Annotated in this window: 17 protein-coding genes and 1 tRNA gene; 4 read left to right on the top strand and 14 right to left on the bottom strand. The window is 48.8% G+C overall.

Annotation, left to right across the window (positions count from 1 at the left end; translation table 11 throughout):
* Positions 1-237: 237 nt before the first annotated feature.
* From acs to pdxH, 10 genes are all read right to left on the bottom strand, one after another.
* Positions 238-2,133: an acetate--CoA ligase gene (gene acs / locus WBJ53_RS21655; RefSeq protein ID WP_338870014.1), complete on the bottom strand. Its 1,896-nt coding sequence runs from the start codon at positions 2,131-2,133 to the stop codon at positions 238-240.
* Positions 2,134-2,223: 90 nt separating this feature from the next.
* On the bottom strand, positions 2,224-4,149 hold the full coding sequence (locus WBJ53_RS21650; RefSeq protein WP_338870012.1) for a propionyl-CoA synthetase: 1,926 nt from the start codon (positions 4,147-4,149) through the stop codon (positions 2,224-2,226).
* Between the two features lie 23 nt (positions 4,150-4,172).
* Positions 4,173-4,550: a response regulator gene (locus tag WBJ53_RS21645; RefSeq protein WP_338870010.1), complete on the bottom strand. Its 378-nt coding sequence runs from the start codon at positions 4,548-4,550 to the stop codon at positions 4,173-4,175.
* 32 nt (positions 4,551-4,582) lie between these two features.
* A complete protein-coding gene (locus WBJ53_RS21640; protein ID WP_338870008.1) occupies positions 4,583-7,330 on the bottom strand; it encodes an ATP-binding protein in 2,748 nt (915 codons plus the stop codon).
* Positions 7,323-7,535, bottom strand: coding sequence for a hypothetical protein (locus tag WBJ53_RS21635; protein ID WP_338870006.1), 213 nt, complete (start codon positions 7,533-7,535; stop codon positions 7,323-7,325). The genes WBJ53_RS21640 and WBJ53_RS21635 overlap by 8 nt, the downstream gene beginning before the upstream one ends.
* 187 nt (positions 7,536-7,722) lie before the next feature.
* Positions 7,723-7,956 carry a DUF6814 family protein gene (locus WBJ53_RS21630; protein ID WP_338870004.1) on the bottom strand — a complete coding sequence of 78 codons (234 nt, stop codon included), beginning with the start codon at positions 7,954-7,956 and terminating at the stop codon, positions 7,723-7,725.
* A 25-nt stretch (positions 7,957-7,981) separates the two neighbouring features.
* A complete protein-coding gene (locus WBJ53_RS21625; protein WP_338870002.1) occupies positions 7,982-9,562 on the bottom strand; it encodes an MFS transporter in 1,581 nt (526 codons plus the stop codon).
* A gap of 57 nt (positions 9,563-9,619) precedes the next feature.
* Positions 9,620-11,053, bottom strand: a complete 1,434-nt coding sequence (locus WBJ53_RS21620) for a porin (RefSeq protein ID WP_338870000.1) — start codon at positions 11,051-11,053, stop codon at positions 9,620-9,622.
* Between the two features lie 104 nt (positions 11,054-11,157).
* Entirely contained in the window at positions 11,158-11,580 is a 423-nt protein-coding gene (locus tag WBJ53_RS21615) for a hypothetical protein (protein WP_338869998.1), read from the bottom strand.
* A 98-nt stretch (positions 11,581-11,678) separates the two neighbouring features.
* Entirely contained in the window at positions 11,679-12,326 is a 648-nt protein-coding gene (gene pdxH / locus WBJ53_RS21610; protein WP_338869996.1) for a pyridoxamine 5'-phosphate oxidase, read from the bottom strand.
* Positions 12,327-12,421: 95 nt separating this feature from the next.
* On the opposite strand from pdxH, the gene WBJ53_RS21605 reads away from it, so the two are divergent.
* From WBJ53_RS21605 to WBJ53_RS21590, 4 genes are all read left to right on the top strand, one after another.
* Positions 12,422-14,686: a DUF349 domain-containing protein gene (locus WBJ53_RS21605; protein WP_338869994.1), complete on the top strand. Its 2,265-nt coding sequence runs from the start codon at positions 12,422-12,424 to the stop codon at positions 14,684-14,686.
* A 136-nt stretch (positions 14,687-14,822) separates the two neighbouring features.
* A tRNA-Thr gene (locus tag WBJ53_RS21600) sits at positions 14,823-14,906 on the top strand.
* A gap of 981 nt (positions 14,907-15,887) precedes the next feature.
* The gene (locus WBJ53_RS21595; protein WP_338869992.1) at positions 15,888-16,382 is read left to right on the top strand and encodes a hypothetical protein; all 495 of its coding nucleotides are present in this window, start codon (positions 15,888-15,890) and stop codon (positions 16,380-16,382) included.
* A 211-nt stretch (positions 16,383-16,593) separates the two neighbouring features.
* On the top strand, positions 16,594-16,968 hold the full coding sequence (locus tag WBJ53_RS21590; protein ID WP_338869990.1) for a hypothetical protein: 375 nt from the start codon (positions 16,594-16,596) through the stop codon (positions 16,966-16,968).
* A gap of 150 nt (positions 16,969-17,118) precedes the next feature.
* Here the strand turns inward: WBJ53_RS21590 and WBJ53_RS21585 are convergent, their stop codons facing one another.
* The 4 genes from WBJ53_RS21585 to WBJ53_RS21570 form a co-directional block, all read right to left on the bottom strand.
* Positions 17,119-18,111, bottom strand: coding sequence for an amidohydrolase family protein (locus WBJ53_RS21585; RefSeq protein ID WP_338869988.1), 993 nt, complete (start codon positions 18,109-18,111; stop codon positions 17,119-17,121).
* Positions 18,112-18,189: 78 nt separating this feature from the next.
* A complete protein-coding gene (locus WBJ53_RS21580) occupies positions 18,190-18,792 on the bottom strand; it encodes a hypothetical protein (protein WP_338869986.1) in 603 nt (200 codons plus the stop codon).
* A gap of 518 nt (positions 18,793-19,310) precedes the next feature.
* Positions 19,311-20,117: an endonuclease/exonuclease/phosphatase family protein gene (locus WBJ53_RS21575; protein WP_338869984.1), complete on the bottom strand. Its 807-nt coding sequence runs from the start codon at positions 20,115-20,117 to the stop codon at positions 19,311-19,313.
* 92 nt (positions 20,118-20,209) lie between these two features.
* Entirely contained in the window at positions 20,210-21,427 is a 1,218-nt protein-coding gene (locus WBJ53_RS21570) for a metallophosphoesterase family protein (protein WP_338869982.1), read from the bottom strand.
* Positions 21,428-21,444 lie beyond the last annotated feature (17 nt).

The raw sequence follows: 21,444 nt of genomic DNA, 5'->3' as shown, positions 1-21,444 counted from the left end.
CTGATAATACTGGAGCCGCACTCAGTATGTCGTTATCCGTACAGATAATAACAGTTTTTGGGGAGGTGTATGCGTAAATTTCTTTATAGACCTGTGAATTAACTTGTAATGAAGCCTTCTTCCAAAAAAAGGGAATAGGCTTCATTACAAGTTAATTCACAGGTCTATAAGACTAAATGCTTTTTGATTGTTTATTTAAAAAATAAGCCGGTAAGGTAAACCTACCGGCTTTGCTACTTATAACGCGCCAGCCTTGATTTCGTCTACTACGGCCGGATCGAGTAGGGTAGTGGTATCGCCCAGATTACTGGTGTCTCCTTCAGCAATTTTGCGCAGGATTCGACGCATGATTTTGCCGGAGCGCGTTTTGGGTAAACCGCTCACAAACTGAATCTTGTCGGGTTTCGCAATCGGACCAATTACCCGGCTTACCGTTGCCAGAATGTCGCGCTTGGTTAACTCGGCGTCGTGGGCGGCTGGCTGCTGATCGGTAATCACGTAGGCATAGATGCCCTGGCCTTTGATGTCGTGCGGGTAGCCGACTACCGCGCTCTCTACCACGCCCGTGTGCATGTTGATGGCATTTTCTACTTCGGCGGTGCCGATGCGGTGCCCCGATACGTTCAGCACATCGTCGACCCGGCCTGTGATGCGGTAATAGCCATCTTCATTACGCAGGCAGCCGTCGCCTGTGAAATACAGGCCCGGGTATGTCGCAAAGTAGGTCTGGCGGCAGCGCTCATGATCGCCATAGGTTGTTCGCAGCATGCCCGGCCAGGGGAATTTCATGCACAGGTTTCCGCTTACACCATTACCTTCGATTTCTTTACCGTTCTCATCTACCAGCATGGGCTGCACACCTGGTAGCGGCAGCGTAGCATAAGCCGGTTTGGTAGGTGTGATACCTGCCAGCGGAGAGATCAGAATACCACCCGTTTCGGTCTGCCACCAGGTATCGACAATTGGGCAGCGATTTTTGCCAATGTGGTCGTCGTACCAGTGCCAGGCTTCTTCGTTGATCGGTTCTCCCACCGAACCAAGTACCTGCAAACTGCTCAGGTCGTGGTTTTCCACTTTGTCCAGACCAAAGCCCATCAGCGAACGAATGGCGGTAGGAGCAGTATAGAGAATATTGACGTTATATTTATCGACAATATCCCAGAAACGACCCGCGTCGGGATAGGTAGGAACGCCCTCAAAAATGATAGAGGTTGCTCCACAGGCCAGTGGCCCGTATACGATGTAGCTATGCCCCGTAATCCAGCCAATGTCGGCCGTACAGAAGTGTGTTTGGCCCGGTTCGTACTGAAACACATTCTGGAACGAATAGGCCGCATAGACCATATAGCCCCCGCAGGTATGCACAACCCCTTTCGGCTTGCCGGTTGAGCCAGACGTATAGAGAATGAACAGCATATCTTCGGCATCCATCTCTTCGGCAGGGCAGTCGGCCGTTACCTGCTTAATTTCCTGTTCCCACCAGACATCGCGTCCTTTCAGCATGGAAACCGGGGTGCGGGTACGGGTCATCACAATGACTTTTTCAACGCTTGGGCAGCCAATCAATGCATCATCGACGGTGCTTTTGAGCGGAATTTCTTTATTACCCCGGTAAGCGCCATCGGCCGTAACAACCACTTTGCACTGGGCGTCGTTAATCCGGTCGGCGATACTCTGTGCCGAGAAACCACCAAACACAACGGAGTGGATAGCGCCAATGCGGGCACAGGCCAGCACGGAAATAGCCAGCTCGGGAACCATCGGCATATAGATACAAACGCGGTCGCCTTTCACAACCCCATTGCGCTTGAGAACGTTGGCAAACCGGCAGACCTGATCGTGGAGCATCCGGTAGGTGAGCGTAACCCCCGCTTCATGTGGATCGTTGGGTTCCCAGACAATGGCGGGCTGGTCGCCCCGGTCGGCAAGGTGCCGGTCGAGGCAGTTTTCGGTGATATTGAGCTTGCCGCCCATGAACCATTTAACGTTCGGTTCCGTGAAGTTCCACTGTAAGGTTTTGGTCCAGGGTTTGCGCCAGAGAAAATTCTGTGCGATTTCGGCCCAGAATGCTTCAGGGTCTTCGACGCTTTTCTGGTAAGCAGTCTGGTAGTCGGCAAAGGTTCGGATACGCATAAAAATAAAGGGTAATAAAGAAACTTTTGAATTATGCGGGTAAAGTTAAAAGGCGTTGAGTATAGTTTGTTCTTAAAGTTTGCTTATTTGCTATAGATCGCTGCTGGCGAACGCCAAACCAATGCGATACAACTGGAGATTGGCTTTGATTTCGTCGAGAATAGCCGGATCGTCGATGGTTGGTGGCATCGTAAAATTTTCGCCGTCAGCGAGTTGTCGAATGGTTTTGCGCAGAATTTTCCCCGACCGCGTTTTGGGGAGCCGCTTTACGGCTATCGCCTGCTGAAAACAGGCGATAGCGCCAATTTGCGTTCGGATTAAGGTAACCAACTCCTGTTCGAGTTGTATGGCATCTATGCTTAGTCCATCTTTAAGTACTACGAGACCCACCGGCCGCTGGCCCCGCAATTCACAGGCAATGCCAACTACAGCACATTCGGCAACGGCCGGATGACTGCCTACCAGTTCTTCCATTTCTCCGGTCGATAACCGATGTCCGGCTACGTTGATAACGTCATCCACCCGACCCATAATGAATACGTAGCCATCTTCGTCAATATACCCACCATCGCCGGATAGGTAATAGCCCGGAAACCGGCTTAGATAACCGGCCTGAAACCGGGGAGTGTCGCGCCAGAGCGTCGGAAAGCAACCCGGCGGTAGCGGCAATTTCAAACAAACTAAACCCGTTGTGTCGGGAGGTTGATTATTGCCATCTTCATCCAGAATTTGTAAATCATAACCCGGTACCGGCTTTGTAGCCGATCCGGCCTTAATGGGCTGTAATTCAATGCCGGTCGGATTGGCCACCATTGGCCACCCTGATTCGGTTTGCCACCAGTTATCGATGACGGGTACGCCTGTCGTTTCCTCAAGCCAATGAAGTGTCGATGGGTCGCAGCGTTCGCCCGCCACAAAAACATAACGTAGTGACGATAGATCATACTGGTCTCGCAAACTGGCCGTTGGGTCTTCTTTCCGAATTGCCCGAAAGGCGGTCGGTGCCGTAAATAAAACCTTTACATGATAGTCATGGATAATCCGCCAGAACGTACCGGCGTCGGGCGTTCGGACCGGTTTGCCTTCCAGAATGACCGACGTACAGCCGCGAAATAGTGGTGCATAAACCGAATAGCTATGTCCAACGGCCCAGCCAAAATCAGATGCGGTAAAGATTACATCGCCTGGGTCGAGCGAAAAAACGGTTTCCAGACTGTAGGAAAGCGCTACGGCATGGCCTCCATTGTCGCGAACAATGCCTTTGGGTTTGCCGGTGGTGCCGGAGGTATACAGAATATAGAGCGGATCAGTGGCGTTGACCGGAACGCAGTCGGCAGGCGTGGCCTTCGCAACGGCGGTTTGCCAGTCGAAATCGCGGTCTGGTTGAAGCGAAGCTGTGTACTGCGGGCGCTGTAAAATGAAGGTACACAACGGACGGTGGCTTGCTTTGCCGAGGGCTTCATCGAGCAAAGGCTTATAGGCAATGGTCCGGTCAAACTCGATACCGCAGGATGCCGACAGGATCACTTTCGGCTGGGCGTCGTCGATGCGAATGGCCAGTTCGTGTGGAGCAAAGCCTCCGAATACTACCGAATGAACAGCACCAATCCGCGCACAGGCCAGCATGGCAAAGGCCGTTTCGGGAATCATGGGCATATAAATCACCACCGTATCGCCTTTTTCGACACCAGCCGCCCTCAATGCTCCGGCCAGTTGCGCGACTTCATCGCGTAGCTGACCGTAGGTGATGGTTCGTTTGGTTGCCGTTACGGGCGAGTCGTAGATCAGCGCAGCCTGGTTGGCGCGACCATGATCGGCATGATAATCGACCGCAGCATAGCAGGTATTTAGCACGCCATCGGCAAACCAGCGAGTCAGGCCTTCCTCGTCGGTAGTCAGAATCTGGTCTGGCGTTTTATACCAGGGAATGCGCCGGGCCTGCTCAGCCCAGAAATTTGCCGGATCGTTCAAGCTTCGTGCATACTCGTCGGCATAGGTGCGTGATGCAGTAGTCATGATCGTAAAGATTTTGGTAACGGTCAGGTTGGGCGGCCAGTGAGCATTTCGCGAACTTTGCTAACCAGTTCGCGGGTCGAAAACGGTTTGGTTAGGTATAAGTCGGCACCAGCATCGTAGCCACGCTGAAAATCAATATCTTTATTCTTGGCACTCAAAAAGATAACTTTCGTATGCTCAAAGCCCGGTGTTTTGCGGACATACGCACACAGTTCATAGCCATTCATGCCGGGCATCATAACATCGAGCAGCAGCACTTTAGGATGGTGTTGTTGCAACAGTTCGTAAGCCTCTGCGCCATCGCGTGCAATCAATACCTGATAGCCTTGTTTTTTCATCAAAAATTCAAGTGACATCAGAATGCTGGGTTCATCGTCGGCAATAAGTATGTGCGTATTCATAGTTGCGGTTCTATTCGGCGGCCTGGCAGAAATCAATGTAAATAAGAGTTGCTAATATCATTATTTACTGACGTATTAACCAGTAGTGGGAGCTGGATGGTAAAGGTCGACCCCTGTCCTGGTCTGCTCCTGACGGAAAGAGCGCCCTGATGTAACTCAACCAACATGCGGGAAATGGCCAGACCAAGGCCACTTCCTTTCGGTTTTCGCGGACCGCTGGGGTGAGCCTGATAAAATTTATCAAAAATCAGCTCCTGATGAACTGGGTCAATGCCAATTCCGCGGTCGGTCACGTCTACGGTGCAATATTGATGATCGGAAACCAAACGAACGTCGATGGGTAAGCTGCCTTCCGGGCTGAATTTGACCGCATTGGACAGTAAATTGATCATAACCTGCATCAATCGGTCATAGTCGGCCATAATCGATACCGGTCGGGCGGGAGTATCGATGGAAATAGTTAGTTTTTTGTCGGCTGCCAATGGACGAACGGTTTCGACCGATTCCAGAATCAGGTTCGTTGGTGATACTTCCGTTAGCGAGAGTGGAATACGGCCCGACTGGATTCGGTCGAGTTCGAGAATCTGGTCGATGAGCCGGGTAAGCCGTTCCGATTCCCGAACAATAGTATTCAGAAACTGCTGACGGATGTCGATCTCCAGATCGGGTTCGTCCTGTAGGATTTCGGTCAGGGCGCGTATCGAGGTGATAGGCGTTCTGATTTCGTGGGTTACAGTCGACAAAAAGTCATCTTTCTGCTGATCGGCCCGTTGAAGCCGTTCGTTAACATCGCGTAGCTGACTGGTTAGCTGCTGGAGTTCGGACGACTGACGAATTAGTTTTTTGTTGGCGATCATTAATTCCTGCGAACTCTTCAGAATCTGAATAACTTCGCCGGTGCTCAGGGGTTCTTCCTTGGTTACGGACGAAACCAGAATCCGGGCCGAAGCAGCACCTACGGCTCCCGCCAGAATCCGTTCGGCCTGTGTAACCAACCGAGGATCGGCAAACGGCTGACTCGAATCGATGCTAAAGCGCCGGATATAGCGTTCCAGAATATGAATAGCCCGTTCTCTGCCAAAAAAAGTAGCCAGTAAGCCCTGAATGTCGGTAAGAAGCGCAGTTCCTTTCCAGGCTACCGGGTGCGAACGCTCGAGCCGGAACACATCTACGAACAACACGGCCTGATTAACGTCGGTTGCGCGTTGCGACTGGCGGAGCGACCCCCAGACATATAGACCCGTATTAATCAGTAGCGACCAGAATACAGAATGGGCAATAGGGCCGTAATGATGCAGACCAAACAAAGCATTGGGACGCAACAGCCGCAAAACAGACGGAGTATTTGTGAGAATAGCCGGGTACTCGTCGACGGGGATAATAGTGGGCAGAACAAGGGTATAGAACCAGATACCAACACCAGCCAGCAGGCCTAGCCGGGCTCCGGCAAATGAGCCTTGTTTCCAGAAAAGCCCGCCAATAATTGCCGGTGCAAACTGGGCTACAGCCGCAAACGAAATCATACCTACCGAAACCAGTGGAAGCCGGTCGGAAACCACACGATAATAGACATAAGCCAACAGAAGAAGCGCGAGAATGGCCAGTCGACGGGTGTTTAGAACGAACGAGGCTGGGTGCATACCCCATCGGTTTTGCCAGGAAGGACGGGTCAGTAACAGTGGCATCACCAGGTTATTGCTGATCATGACGCTCAATGCTGTTGTTTCAATGATAATCATGCTGGTAGCGGCCGAAAAACCACCCAGATAGGCCAGCATAGCTAAACCCGGCTGGTTGTTTCGGAGTGGAAGAAACAGCACATACTCATCGGGGTTTGCCGAAGCTCCCAGAACCAGTTGGCCACCAAATGCCATCGGTAACACAAACAGCGTAATCAGAAACAGGTAGAGCGGAAAGAGCCACATCGCTTTGTTGAGGTGCTTTTCGTCGACATTCTCGACAACGGCCACCTGAAACTGACGCGGTAGAAACAACACCGCAAACCCGGATAATAAACTTTCCCAGAACCAGTCGCTGGTGCTGTGACCAGGCCCGAAATGAAAGTTGTCGGCCAGCTTGGGCAAGCTGGCGGCCCGACCAAAAATATCGCCGGGACCGTTGAACAACCCGAACGTAACGAATGCGCCTACAGCTACAAAGGCGACGAGTTTTACCAGCGATTCGAACGCAATGGCTGCTACCAGACCTTCGTGCCGTTCGTTGGCTTCGAGTTTGCGCGTGCCGAACAGAATAGCAAATAAGGCCAGCAACAGTGTTAGCAAAAACGCATGATCGCTCAGAAACGATATGGGTTTAATCGATGATCCTTTTCCTGATAAACTGGCAAAGCTGGTGGCAATGGCTCGTATCTGAATCGATATATAGGGCGTTATGCCAATAACACAGACCAGTGTGACCAGCACACCTAATCCACGGCTTTTGCCATAACGGGCCGATATAAAATCCGCGATATTGGTGATGCCCTGCCGTTTGCAGATGCGGATCATCTTCCGCAGAATAAGCCACCAGAGCGGTGCCATCAGCGTGGGGCCAATGTAAACCGACAGAAAGCCTATACCTTCGGAGGCTGCTTTGCCAACGCTGCCATAAAAGGTCCAGGCTGTGCAGTAGACCGCCAGCGACAGAGCATATACGTAGGAATTGCCGACTATGCCACGACCTGTATGGCCTCGGGCGCGTTGGCGTTCGGCCCAGTCGGCAATTCCAAACAATATACCCAGATACAGTAGCGAGCAGATGATCAGAGACAGGCTAGTCATCGTTGGGCAGGGCGTTGTCGGAGGGTGGTGTCTGCCGGACGCAGTAGGCGATCAGGCCGATCAGTAAAACCCAGACCAGTAGCACATAGACGTACAATCGCGGAATGCCGCCCAGTAAGGTTGCATCATTGACAATAGAAATAATGGGTTCGTTAAAAAGGAGCAGAAAAATAGTGCTCAACAAAAACAAACGAACGGTTTTCATAAGATACGGTAGGTACGAAACGGGTATTATTACGTTGGCAATTGGGATTAGTCATTAGTTTTTGTCATTAGTCATTGGATACATGAGAACTGATACCTAATGACCAATTAACTTATGACAAATGACCAAAAACAAATGATCGATGACTAATCACCAATGACCTGCATAACGCTGAGGCAAACCACGCTTACGATCGATTATCCGACTCGTCGTATTCGCCCTGAAGGGCATACAAACCGAAACGAGCCAGGCCACCCACAATAATGGGCATGAGCACAAATACAATGATGATTCCAAAAACAAGGTCGTCGGTTTTGCCCGAGGTAAGCTTGGGTAGCCCCAGCGACGTGATGCCGAAGTAACCGGCCAAAGCGGCCAGACCTAGCCAAACCACTCCCAGATAACGTTTAATGGTATTCATAAGATGATACGAGTTTAGAGCAGAATTAGTCGACTACCTGTGCACGATTTCGGATGTAAACAAGGCCAATTAAGAAACTAACGGCAGCAACGATAATTGGATACCAGAGCCCTTCCAGATACGGAGCTGCATACGGCAGGGCCGATCCAGCTTTTTCGGCAGCCAAATTGGCTTCTTTAGCGCCCGTGGCCAGATAGGTAGCCACGGCTGGCAATAGCCCACCGAACACGCCATTGCCAATATGATAGGGCAGCGACATGGACGTATAGCGAATTTTGACCGGGAACATTTCAACCAGAAAGGCCGCAATTGGACCATATACCAGCGTGACAAAAATGACCTGAATAAAAATGAGCCAGATTAGGGTCCACCGGTCACTGTCGTTAATCAGCACCGTTTTTTTGATGTCTGGCTTTGCTGGTTCTGCCGAGGGATCGGCGGCTATTTTAAGTTTACTTACTTCGGTGAGTTTGGTGCCGTCGGTGTATTCGCGTTTGATGGTTTTGGTCTGGATAAAACCCCCGTCTACTTTAGGATCTGGAGCCGTAGTCGAATCGGCCGAGAAGTTGGTCGTAATCTCCTGCTTGTTCTTCAGATTCGTTGTCTGGTAGATTTTTTCATAAATCGCCCGGTAAGAAAGCAACGCTACCAGCATACCGATCAGCATGATCCCTTTACGCCCGATTCGGTCCGACAGCCAGCCAAACACCACAAAGAACGGAGTGCCCATCAGGAGTGCCACCGACATCAGCTCGTCGGATTGAATGGCATCGACATTACAAACCGTTTTGATAAAGCTCATGGCGTAGAACTGTCCGGTATACCAGACAACCCCCTGGCCCATAGTTGCTCCGAACAGAGCCAGTAGTACAAATTTGAAATTGTAACGATTCCCAAAACTCTCCTTGAGCGGATTGGTAGAGGTTTTTCCTTCGGCCTTGGCTTTGGCAAACAGCGGTGATTCGCTCATGTTACGCCGGATTACATACGAAATCAGAACCATCAGCACCGATACCAGAAACGGAACCCGCCAGCCCCATTCATCGAAGGATTCTTTCGACATCGACTTACGGGTTATCAGGATTACGAGCAGCGAAACAAACAGCCCAACGGTAGCCGTTGTCTGAATCCAGGAGGTCCAGTAGCCGCGCCGATTGGTTGGCGAGTGCTCGGCTACATACGTAGCCGCTCCACCGTATTCGCCACCAAGTGCCAGCCCCTGAAGCAGTCGTAGGAGCAGAACCAGCGTGGGTGCCAGAAAGCCAATTGTTTCGTAACTGGGAATTAGTCCGATGGCGAAGGTAGCTCCGCCCATCAGCAGTAAGGTAACCATAAATGTATATTTACGACCGATGAGGTCGCCCAATCTACCGAAAAAGATGGCTCCAAACGGCCGAACGACAAACCCGGCCGCAAAGGTGGCCAATGTCGACAGAAAGGCGGCTGTAGGATTGCCTTCGGGAAAAAACTTGGTGGCCAGCACCGTAGCCAGCGAACCGAAGATGTAGAAGTCATACCACTCGATGAGCGTTCCGACCGAAGAGGCCCCAATAACGCTAATCAGGCTACGAGTGTTTGAAACAGTCTTGCGTGCTTCTGTAATCATGAGAGGAAACAGGTTTGTATAAAAGGTAAGGGGTTGATTGTCAAAAAGTCGGGAATGTTACAGGTATACCTGTGCTTGCAGGATGAATTCGCCTTTATTGCCACTAATCGTACCCGGAGCCGTGTAAATCGGGCGCGTGGAGTATTGGGGTGTTATTTTGGCATGATGGCCATCCAGATAAAAATTACAGCCTACATCGTAATAGTTACCTGCTTTACCGAGGGCTTCAAAGTTCTTATAGGTATAAGCGGCAAAGGGCTGGACCCGCATTTTGGGCTTTTCTTTGGCTTTCGGTAACAACAGGCCAGCCTGCGTATACCAGATGGAACCTGTTCCGACAAAAGCCCGTGCGTTGCCAGCACCGGCCAAAGCCCGCTGACCCGTAAAAGTAGGGTCGCTAGTGGCCGGATTGGCAATGCTAATGTTTCGCAGATAATTCGGGCCGAAGTCATAATTATAGTATACGCTGTAGGCTGTCAATGCCATGTTTTTGTTTTTATCGCCAATCGGTAAATCGGCAAACAGATCGATGGCCATCAGCGAGACCGTATGCTCCTGTTTATTGCCTGAAGTGGTTGAAGCCGACTCGCTTACATAGCTTTGGGTGCCTCCTGGCTGGTTATAAAAACCCGCCCCGATATTGAAAACCCGTTTGGTACCAACATACGTCCCAACCTTATAAGGAAGTACATTCGCTTCCTGATCCAGAAACTGGTACTCAACATACCCTCCGGCCGACATTTTACTAACACCATTGTTATCGACAGCGACATTTGGAGTCGTTACCGTACCGGCCATTGGCGGGGTTAGGTTGGTCGCGAAGGGCTTATTATAATTTAGCCGGTATTCGAGTTTGCCAAGTTTTCCTTTGGCATAAATACCGAACAAACGGGCAAACTGATCCGTATTATCAATCAGAGGCCAGTTAATGATGGGTGCATCAACGGCTAAAAAATTAAGCGTACTGGCCGACGACATCCGCGAAATGCCATTCCAGTAATGTAGTCCGGCTCCTATATAAAGCGTATTTTTTATCGTTCTGCCATCGGGGGTTTTTCCGGCTGGAACAACGGCATACTCGTTCCAGAAATCATGAAAGAAAATCTGGGGCTTTTTCCCGGCTCCATAACCGCCTGTTCCGGTTGTGCCGGAGCCACCGCCCGTGGCAAAGGTTTGGTTATTGATGCCAAAATGGGCCAGAATCAGGTAGCGGGGTGTAATTTGAGCATAGGCCAGCATTCGGGCCCGACGCGCCATAATGTCGGTCGAATGGTCGGTAGGGACGCCGTTGACAGCAGAGCCAGGGTTTAGGTCCATGGAGCGAAACCAGATTTGATTCCAGATAATAAAGCGGACGTAGCGGTTTCCTTCGGGATTCAGGTTAAACTTTAAACCCGATCCGTAGTCGGAGGAGCCCTGGCCAACGGCGGGCCATATGGCCAGTAGGCTAAGGCCCATGATGAGCAGATAAGTACAAGTTCGGTTTAGCATTAGGTTTTAGGAAGTTACGTTGTATTGACCAGCCAAAACTGGACGTAACATCAACCATTGCCAAACAATCGGTATAGTTATGCTGAATAGCTATAGATAGGAGACTAGGTGTCACGAAACCGCTCCCATTTGATGAGCATGAATTTGTCGCCCAGTTCGGTAACAATCATACCGGCTCCCGTTACGTTGTCGCGACTGCTGAAATAGGCCGTTAGCTCACTATGGCTAAGAATTCGGTAGGTAGGATGATAGGTGTTTTTTTCGGGAATTCGGATCTGGTATTTCTTTACCCAGTTCATTACCGATACATGGCTAACGCCTAGTAACCGCTCGATTTCCCGGAAACTTACACCCTCGATGTATAACTGGAGGGCTTTAATTACATAGTAGGTATTGATGCTTTTTCCGGCTTTATGGACTGTGAAATTATATTCGCAATTTTTGCACCGAAAACGCTGTCGACCCCCTACAATACCGTTGCGGACGGTCGACTTGCTGTCGCATTTAGGACATTTTGAAGAACTCATGAAGACGTAAGGGTTGCTATCTATAGTAATTAGCAAATATATAGCAATTTAGCAAAATCCCTCAAAAATATCCAGATATAAGTCAATTTTTGATATGTTTACGGTGCTAATCGTTCCAGTGTCCAGGGCTGATCGGGCGATTCCCGGCGGTAGCGGATACGGTCGTGAAGGCGACTAGGGCGACCCTGCCAGAACTCAATGGCATCTGGTATAACCCGATAGCCACCCCAAAAGGGCGGGCGAGGTACTGGCTGATCGGCGAACTGCGTTTCGAGTTCCTGCCGGCGTTTTTCCAATACGTCGCGGCTTTCGATCACGGAACTCTGGTGCGATACCCAGGCTCCGATCTGGCTACCCCGTGGCCGACTGCCGAAATAAGCATCGGATTCTTCAGGGCTAACTTTTTCGACCCGGCCTTCAATCCGAATCTGGCGTTCGAGGGCCTGATAAAAGAAAGTGAGTGTGGCAAACGGATGTGCGGCAAGTTCGTTACCTTTGCGGCTCTCGTAGTTTGTATAAAACACAAAACCTGCGTCGGTTACGTCTTTTAAAAGCACAATACGTCCATCAGGACGCCCTTCTGAGGTCACTGTGCTGACGTACATGGCATTGGGTTCTGGAACATTGGCAGTAAGAGCCGAATCGAACCAATCCTTAAATTGGGCAATGGGGTTCGGTGAAACATCAGTTGTATCTAAACCGTTTAGCGTATATTCTTTCCGTAAATCACTGATTGTCGACGGCATAGTTGTGGGTTAGTTTAACGGCTTTTCAATGGCTGGAATACAGGAAAATCCGCATATTGTCGTACTTTTGCAAAAGTAATCGGTACGTTCCCAACATGGCAAACCAAGAACAGGAAATTAACCAGCAGCCGGAAACCACCAATCAGGTGTCCGAGACGCTGGCAGTTAATACCCCCGAAGACACCACGACGCAACCCACACAGGCAGTCGAGGGCACCGAAACTACGCCCGAATCGGCGGAAGTTTCACCCGCACCTACTGCCCAGACTGAACCGGAAGCCGCTGGTACAGACGACACTAACCCATCTACTGACAACCCAACTGCCGAATCGCAGAATGCCCAGGAAGCCACGTTGGAAGCCACTGTTGAGACAACGGAGGAACCGGTAGCTGAGTCAGCACCAACTGTAGAAACCACATCGGTAGAAGAACCCGTTGCCGAAGTAACGCAGGAACCAGCAGCAGAGCAGGTGACAGCAGCACCGGTCGAATCAAGTGCCGAGGTGGCGGAAACTACTGCCAGCGAAGAAACCACAGCAGAGTATGCTGATGTAGTCGAAACCGAAGACGATTCGTCGGCCCATCCCGAAACAGATTATAGCCAATTCTCAAAGCAGGATTTTGTTAGCCTGCTGGAGAATCAACTGGCAGCTGTCAGCCTGGCTTCGGTTACCCCCGGCGATTTTAAGAAAGCCGATCAGGTGTTAAAAGAAGTAAAACCGCTATTCGATCAGATGAAGCGGGCAGAGCGTGACGCAGCATCGCAGATCTATATAGCTGATACGGGCTCGGAAGAAGGTTTCGAATATAAATATGACGAAGCCATTCAGCGGTTCGAAGAGCTTTATAAACAGATCAAAAGTCTGAAAAATACCTACTTCCAGAACCTTGATAAGGCTAAAGATACCAACTTTGCGGCTAAAACCGATTTGTTGACTCGGTTGCGCGAATTGGTTGAAACCGATGAGAACAACGCAGGGGATCCTAAAGCAAGCTGGAATGAGTTCAAAAAAATACAGGAGGAATGGAAAGCCGCCGGTAATATGAACTCACCCCATAATGCAACCCTGTGGGCAACCTATCATGCTCTCGTTGATCGCTACTATAGCAATCGAAATATCTACTTCGAGCTGAAAGAACTGGATCGCAAGCGGAATGCGACGCTGAAAGCAGAGGTCATTGAAAAGGTCGAAGCGATGGCGAAAGCTGCGGAGGAAAACTCCGTTACACGGCAGACCATTGATGAGGCCAATGCCTTGTTTGAAGAATATAAGCACATTGGACCCGCTCCTAAAGCCGAACAGGAAGTGCTTTGGGGACGTATGAAAGCGGCTCTGGATGTGCTATACGATAAACGTCGCGATCAAACCAATGAGCAACGTAAAGAGTCGGCACAGTTGTATGAAGAAAAGTCGGCTATTTACGAAGAACTGGTTCCACTAACATCGTTTTCGTCGAACAGTATCAATGACTGGAACGACCGGACGAAGGTGGTTATGGCGCTACAGGATCGCTGGAATGCCATAAAAGGACCTATGCCACGCGAAGAAGGCAAAGAACTGAGCAAAAAGTTCTGGGCTGCTCTGAAAACATTCTTTCACAATAAAGGTGAATTCTTTAAGCAGCTTGAAAGCAAACGGGAAGAGAATCTGCGGGCAAAAACCGAGCTTTGCGAACAGGTAGAAGCTATCCTGGCAGCGGGCGAAGAGTCGCCGGAGATTACCCAGACGGTTATTGATTTGCAGCGCCAGTGGAAAAATATTGGCCAGGTGCCCGAGAAACAGAAAAATTCGATCTTCGATCGGTTTAAGTCGGCCTGTGATGCGTTTTTCAATAAAAAACGCTCAAAAAACCAGGAAACTGAACGTGAATTTGAAGCGAATCTGGCGCGGAAAACTGCCCTTATTGAGCGTATTGAGGCCGCTGCCAGCGAAAATGCCGACCTTTCTCAACTGAATGAGTTCAAGAAAGAATGGAATTCGATTGGGTTTGTGCCTAAGAAAGATATGCAGACTACGCAGAAACGCTATATCAATGCCGTAAATGCACTGGTTGGCGCAACGGGTAAGATTCCGGCAAAAGATAAAGAACGGGTGATGCTCCAGAACGAAGCCGAAGTAACTCGGTCGGGAGGTCGGGACCGTGGCGACCGTGATGGGGGTAGCAACAAACGCGAAAATGATATTCGCCGTCGGATTTCGGCTATCGAAAACGACATTGCAACCTATCGAAATAATATTGAATTCTTTGCCCGTTCGAAAAACGCTGATAAACTTCGGGCCGAAATCGATAAGAAAATTGCTGATGCTGAGAAACAACTGGAGGACTTGCGCCATCAGTTACGAGTTGCTCAGGCCTAAGCAGGACAAAATGCCCCGACATTTTTTTGGTTGTCGGGGCATTTTTTTTGGGGCGGGTATTGCGCCATCGATATTAAAACACTACTTTTGCATCACAATTCGGGAATAGGTCATTTGAACCGGATTTGTACGGATTGCCAGTGTCGGATAGCGGTCGATTCCGCCTGATTTGTAATCAGGATGCGCAAGCGCGTCGGGGGTTCGAATCCCTCCACTGGCTCATTGAAAATCAAGCACTTATCAGAAATGGTAAGTGCTTTTTTTATGTCTCTGCTCTAATTTTTGCGACTTAGGGATCAAGCCGAAAAGTTGTGGATGGTATTGTTTTTCAACTTTATAGTTTTTCCAAGATCTGGCCCGTTTAGGAAGCGTGCTTACTCTATGAGTGCGAACAGTAGGGATATGCCGCCGAAGTAGCGGTCGAAGTTGAGCGAGGCTGTAGAAACGACCTTTCAACGAATATGCCTGGGTATAGTGTACGCCAATCCGTTTACTTTTATGAACGACTCCTCTCGAATCGTACCGATATAGTTGTTTATCCGCACCAAAGAAATAATTGGGGAATACTTCAATGCCCTAAATCGGTACGATTAATAAATTGGCGACAATTTTGTGAGGCATCTGGAGGTAGACGTAGTATAGATCAGCTATTATTGTAATGTTGGCTATAAAGCAAGAAGATATACTAAACCTTTTGTCTTCTCTATCAGTCTGTTATGGTTTAGTGAACTTGCGTATAATACTATGTTGGGTGTTTCCTCATCAAGTGAAGTGTCCGCATTGCCGGGTTGTGGGCGACAGGTTACAGGTCGCAGATGTAAGGTTTTTTGCTTGTTCGGTGAGTTTTTGCTGACACGAGAAATGCTCCGATTGGCCGGGTTTGGTTTGTAAGGTGGGTCGCGTGCGACACAGGAGCACAAGTAATAAAATGGAATTAGATTCTAAACAACTGTTCATCAAAGCCGAATTTCTGTACCGTCAGGTAAGTTGGATCGATTGGCAGTATTTCGGCTTAGAGACTATGCAAAGGTTTAATTACGTGTGTTTTAGCTAAGTGGCTTATGCGTCATCAGTCCTTTCGGTTGTTTGCGGGTTGCGTCTGGTAGACCGACCGTCATGGCGGCCATGTTTTGATGTACTAAGCGGGTTCTGGTTGACTGAGTAAACGGCTAACCAAGTCAAAATTAAATTAGACAATAATATGAAAACGTTCGTCTGTATTTTATTTGTCGCGTTTTTCAATGCCCATACTATTGAGAAAGCCACCTTTGGTGGTCATAAATTAACTCTGCACGAAGCCGAACGAATTTTAGGGGAATCCTGTCAACTCAAAGAAAGTGTAAGTTCTCTGGAAAATGGAAGACACAAGTACACAAGTACTTATCTAGCTAACTCAACCGATGAAAAAATAGATAGGCGAGTGGCTTTGAATTTTATGTTTGAAAGCTATGGGGCCGAAATTGATGCTAAAAAAATGTTCGGAACCTTTAAAGCATCTAATCAATCGTACGCTGGCTTTGAACTATTGCCTAATCTGGGTGATGAAGCATTTTTTCACAGCGATAATAAGAACTTTTATCTGATTATCGCACGTAAAGGAAACGAAATGATACGCTTGAAAGTGAATAAGATTACCGAAAAAACGTCACTGGCTGAATTGAAAAAAATAGCGGCTGATGTGATTGACAGGGTATAAACTACCGCTTTATATTGTTGCCCGCTTTATGTGGGGCAACTCAATAGCCCTACTCATCTGTCCGCAGATGAACAAAAATTGTCCAGTAGCGGACACGTACTCATTGTGGTTGAAGTTGTAATGATCTGATAATCAGTGTTGTTTTGCGTTTGGCACGGCCTTTGGCATATAAGCAGTGAACAGATAAACAACACTAAACACAACAATCACCATGTTTACCCTACTGAGTAATCTGACCCTTTCGGCCCTGATCAGCGCTTCGACTCTTGCTAATCCAACTACGCCAAAATCTGAGTCCTTTGGTGCGAGTGCGTACGTATCGGTTGATCATAAAATTCGCGTAGCTGTTGTTAAACCCGCCGATGCGTCTGCTGAAATTCTGCTTCGTGATGCCGATCATCAGGTTGTATTCCGGCAAAGCCTGAGCCGTAAAGATGAGAAGGTATCCCTGAAATTGAACGTCGATGAACTGGCCGATGGCAAGTACGAACTCGAAGTAAAATCGGGAGAAGGCAGTTTCCGGAAGCAACTGGATCTGTCGTCGCAGCCAGTGCAGCAGACAAACCGGGTTGTGGCTATGCAATAAGTGTCTTCAACCTATTCTAATGAAGAGCCTGGCAACTGTCAGGCTTTTTTCGTTAATCAGTGGTAACCAGTCCGAAAGTGAAGTTGCCTGAGCATACCAGTAGCTGGCATGCTGCATCTGCCCAACTGAGTGACGGTGAAAACGGTGACTTTATTTGGGAGTGGTAGAATTACGCTGGCTCAATTCAGGTTGAGAATGGTCGCGCTTTATCCAGCGATATGCCGCAACGGAATTCTTCCAGAAATACTTCTCGGCCACAATCTGACCTTTTGCTGTAAAGTATTCCCGCACCAGCTTCAACCCAGCCTCAAAAGGCAACCACTGATCGCTGTTGGGCCAATCGCTGCCATACAATAACCGATCTTCGCCAAACATGTCGAAAAGTGTGTCCAGATGATCTCGATAGAACGATACTGTCGACGGAATTTTTCCATCTACCCGGCGCAGCACCTCCGAGATTTTCACGTATATCTGGGGGCGATTGCTTAGGGCCTGTAGGTCGGTTTCATAGGCTTTCCGCAGGGCCGGTTCTACCGGAATTGCCATTTGGGGGAGGTGGTCGATCACTATCTGCAACTCCGGTATCTGATCCGTAAGGCGAACGAGTGCCGCAAGCAACGCTGGGTTTGGGTTCGCCGTGTCCAATACTAAACCGGTGCGGGCAAAAAAACGAAGATCGGCTACGACTTTTGGATTCGATAATTGTTGGGATAGATTATGACCCCAAAGGTTGCCGTAGCGAATGCCCCGAAACAGCGGATTGCGCCGGAACTGTTCGAGCTGTTTTTGAAAAGCTGAACTTCCTGGTTCGAGATTGCCTATGGTGCCAACCAGGAGCTTATCCTTAGCCGCCTGGTCGAGAACCCACTGATTGTCATCCGGTAAAGGACTGGCTTCCACAACAATTGCTCCGACAATGCCAAGGGGTACAGCAATTTTACGATAGCGGTCGGGTAGAGCGGGCTGAAAAAGAATGCCATCATTGGGCGTTGGCCACGGCACTCCCTGAGGGCGTGTGGTATCGAATAGGTGAATGTGCGTATCAATGATGGGAATGACGGTATTTGCCTCCCTGTCCAGCGAAGAAAGACCTGTAGTTAGAGATGCACCAGCAGTAAGGGTAAGAAAATCTCTACGGTTCATAAGTATGAAAGTAGAGTGGCGGGTAATTCTCACAAGATTTACTGCATTTTGTGTTTTTGATCCTATCAATTAATTAGATCAGTCCGGCACCATTGGGTTGAATGCCTGGGTTTGGATTGTCCCATCTGGCAGTACCGTTACGGAATTATTAATACCCGTTTTGGATAAAGACCAACGGCTACTATTCACAAAAGCATCGTCGGTAGAGGCAATCACTTTCGCATTGACTGCTTTGGCTAATGCATGCATAAACTGAACACCCTGCCCATTGCTATTCCCCGAAAAAGTACCCCGCTTTAATGTTTTGCCCGGTTGAAGCATATTACTGTGGAGCGCTACATCGCTGGCCACGGCGCAGGAATGTATTTCTACGCGGGCGGCTGGGTCGAAACAACCTTTCAGCGGTTGCCAGTCAATGAAGCTATTCTTCTGATAGACTTGGCCCAGAAAAAATGCTCCGCTATCGCCATGAGCAACAATGCGCAGGATGTGGATTTTATTAGGGCCAATCTGCTGTTTGATCCAATTGCAAACGGCACCAGGATGAGTGCCAAAAGCCACAAGCTTTTTGTAGGTAGTCATAAAATTGACAGAACGACCGTTGTCGGTGCCATACAGTTTCATGAAATTAGCGTCGCTGCCATCGAACAGATGTACGCTTACTGATTCAAATTCATCCATAATCGTAGATCATTTGCTGGAAAGAATCCCTTTCATTAACTACTGAAGTGGGTGGGCACCATATAAAGATAGGTCTTAAGAAGGACCAGCTAGATGGCATTGAGTCAATGGCTATGCAAACTTAGCCGACGGTTGTCTTTAATGATGGAAATGTATTGAAAGCAGCTAGGATTATTGATAATCAGGGCCTAATCTGAGCTATGGTTCTTGCATAGCGCAACGTAACCGTTCGCTTTATATACAAAGAAAAAGGATACAAATAAGTTGCTAACCAGGCTAGTCGGTAAGCGTTTGTATCCGTAAATGGAGGTAACTAATGTTTAAGTAAAATGTTTTTTATTGAATATATGCGTATATTGTCCCCTATATTAATTGTTTAGTGGAACAGCCCGGTTGCTTTGCGACCGGGTATTGTCTTTTTAAAAGTACGGTGGATTAATAGAAAAAATGAGAGCCAATTCGGTAGCTCCCATCTGTTGGTTTAGTGGTTAGATAAAGCAATAGTGCAAAAAGGAGGACTATTCGAGCAGCGTTAGTTCGGCCAGAACCGGTAGGTGGTCAGAGGCATAAGTCTCGCTAATAACCTTCGTGGAGCGGCTTTTGATCAATCTGTTTGATTTGAACATGATAAAATCGATGGCGCGGTTCGGATTTTCGACAGGAATGGTTGGTGCACAATCCTGGCAGCTTTGGGTAAATTGCTGACTCAACAGGCGAATGACGTTGCTGTCTGACTGAGCATTAAAGTCACCAGCCAAAATCATTGGCAGGTTCGACGTCTTAAAATGATCGATAATCAGTTCTGATTGTGTGAGTCGGTTGGGTTCTTTCAGGTCGAGGTGAGTGCTGGCAAAAATGATCTTTTTCCCGTTGATGGGTTCAATTGTAATGGCGGCTATAGTTCGGGTTTCGCCACCAATGGCCGGGTCGATTGGGAGAATAAACCGGGTGGAGTCGAGAATGGGAAAGCGCGAAAGAACCGCTACGCCATAGTCGCCCCCCTGATGGTCGATCGCTTTCGAGAAGAAGAAATGCATACCCGTTAACCGGGCCAGTTCTTTGGCCTGATGAAGCCCTTTGCCCGAACGTTCGGTGTTGACATCAACTTCCTGTAAGGCCACCAAATCGGGCTTTTGTTGCGTAATAACGCGTGCAATAGCTTCTACATCAATTTTAGCCCCGGCCGATGGTGGATTGCAGTGATGGATGTTGTAGGTCATCACTTTCATCGTTTTTCCTTTTCGGGTTGGCGACTCTGCCCAACTTAGATTAATGCACAGGATGGCCAAAAGGTGGATGCCAACTAAACGGCTGAAAGTAGTCATGAGATTTCGTAAATTGAGTAATTGCCTTGTACTGAAGATCTGCTGTCGGGAAAAACAAACCCGAAAAAGGTTCGAAATCCTTTTCGGGTTTACTAGGGGCGGGTTTTTTTGGGAAGCGTAAGCTTACCCACCACTTCGCCGTCGTCGCGAATCATGTTGAGCCGAAGTTCTTTGGTGGTAGCGTGGAGCCTGATCAACGTTCGTTGGCCTTCCAGCGGTCCGCCACCAATCACAATTGGGTAGTTGTGCGTGGTATCGGGCTGGTGGGTCGCATAACGATGGGTGTGTCCGGAAATCTGAAGGTCAATTTGGGCTTTGTTCAACAAAGGGCCGAACTGTTCGCGGCAATGCAAGGTGCCATGCCAATCGCCCGAATGATAGGGCGAAATATGAATGAACACGACCCGGAACGGAGCTTTTTTGAATTCGGAGCTTTCAATTTCTTTTTCCAGCCACGTTCTCTGGGTTTCACGATAGCGGTCAAACGCCGATAAACCGCCATATTCGACGCTGTCGTCGGTTTTGTCTTCACCCGAGTCTAGCACCACAAACCGAACGGGCCCCCGGGTGAAGGCATAATAGTACTTAGTTTCGGGGTAGGCAAAATAATTCGGGATATGTCTCGAAAAACTACCCCGGCATTCATGATTGCCCTGTGTCAGAATGAACGGCTTTTCGGTGGCAAAAATATCGACCGTCGGTTTGATAAGATGGTCGACCATCTGACGTTCTTCGGTGACCCAGTCGAAGCAGTCGCCATTGAAGACCACAAAGTCGTAGTCGGGTTTGTTGCCCGTGTAACCGTGTCGGTAGAGCAATTGTGGAATAAGTTGCGGTCGGTCGTGGATGTCATTAAAAACAACCAGTTTAAACTCTTCCTCATTTTCGGCCGGAGTTTTGAAGGTGTATGTTGGGCTGGTAATAGTTTCGCCAAACTCTACCTTCGAGCCTTTATAGCCCAGAATTTCGGTCGAAACAATCCGATATTTATGATCTGCGCCCGGTTTTAGGTCGGTAAGCGTGATTTTGTTGATGCGGTTGTTGGCTTCGATCAGCCCATTATTGTAGCCAACTGCCCGTTTGTAGGTGAACATGCCAGCTCCATATTCGACCCAGCTAAGGCAGTTTTTGTGCGTAATCCACATAACGGTTACCTCGTTAGTGCCCATGTTTTGCAGATAGGGGCCAACCACAACATGGTTTTTTTCTTCGGCAGAAGCGTTGCTGGCTAATGTTGGGGGCGCAGAAAGTAGGCTGAGAGCCCCCATCTGCGACATTTTTTCGAGAAAAGAACGTCGGTCAGAATGCATTCTTGAATAGGAATTTA

Origin of the sequence: Spirosoma sp. SC4-14 (genome assembly GCF_037201965.1) — a bacterium.
Classification (GTDB): Bacteria; Bacteroidota; Bacteroidia; order Cytophagales; family Spirosomataceae; genus Spirosoma.
This window is presented reverse-complemented; position numbering and strand designations above follow the sequence as displayed.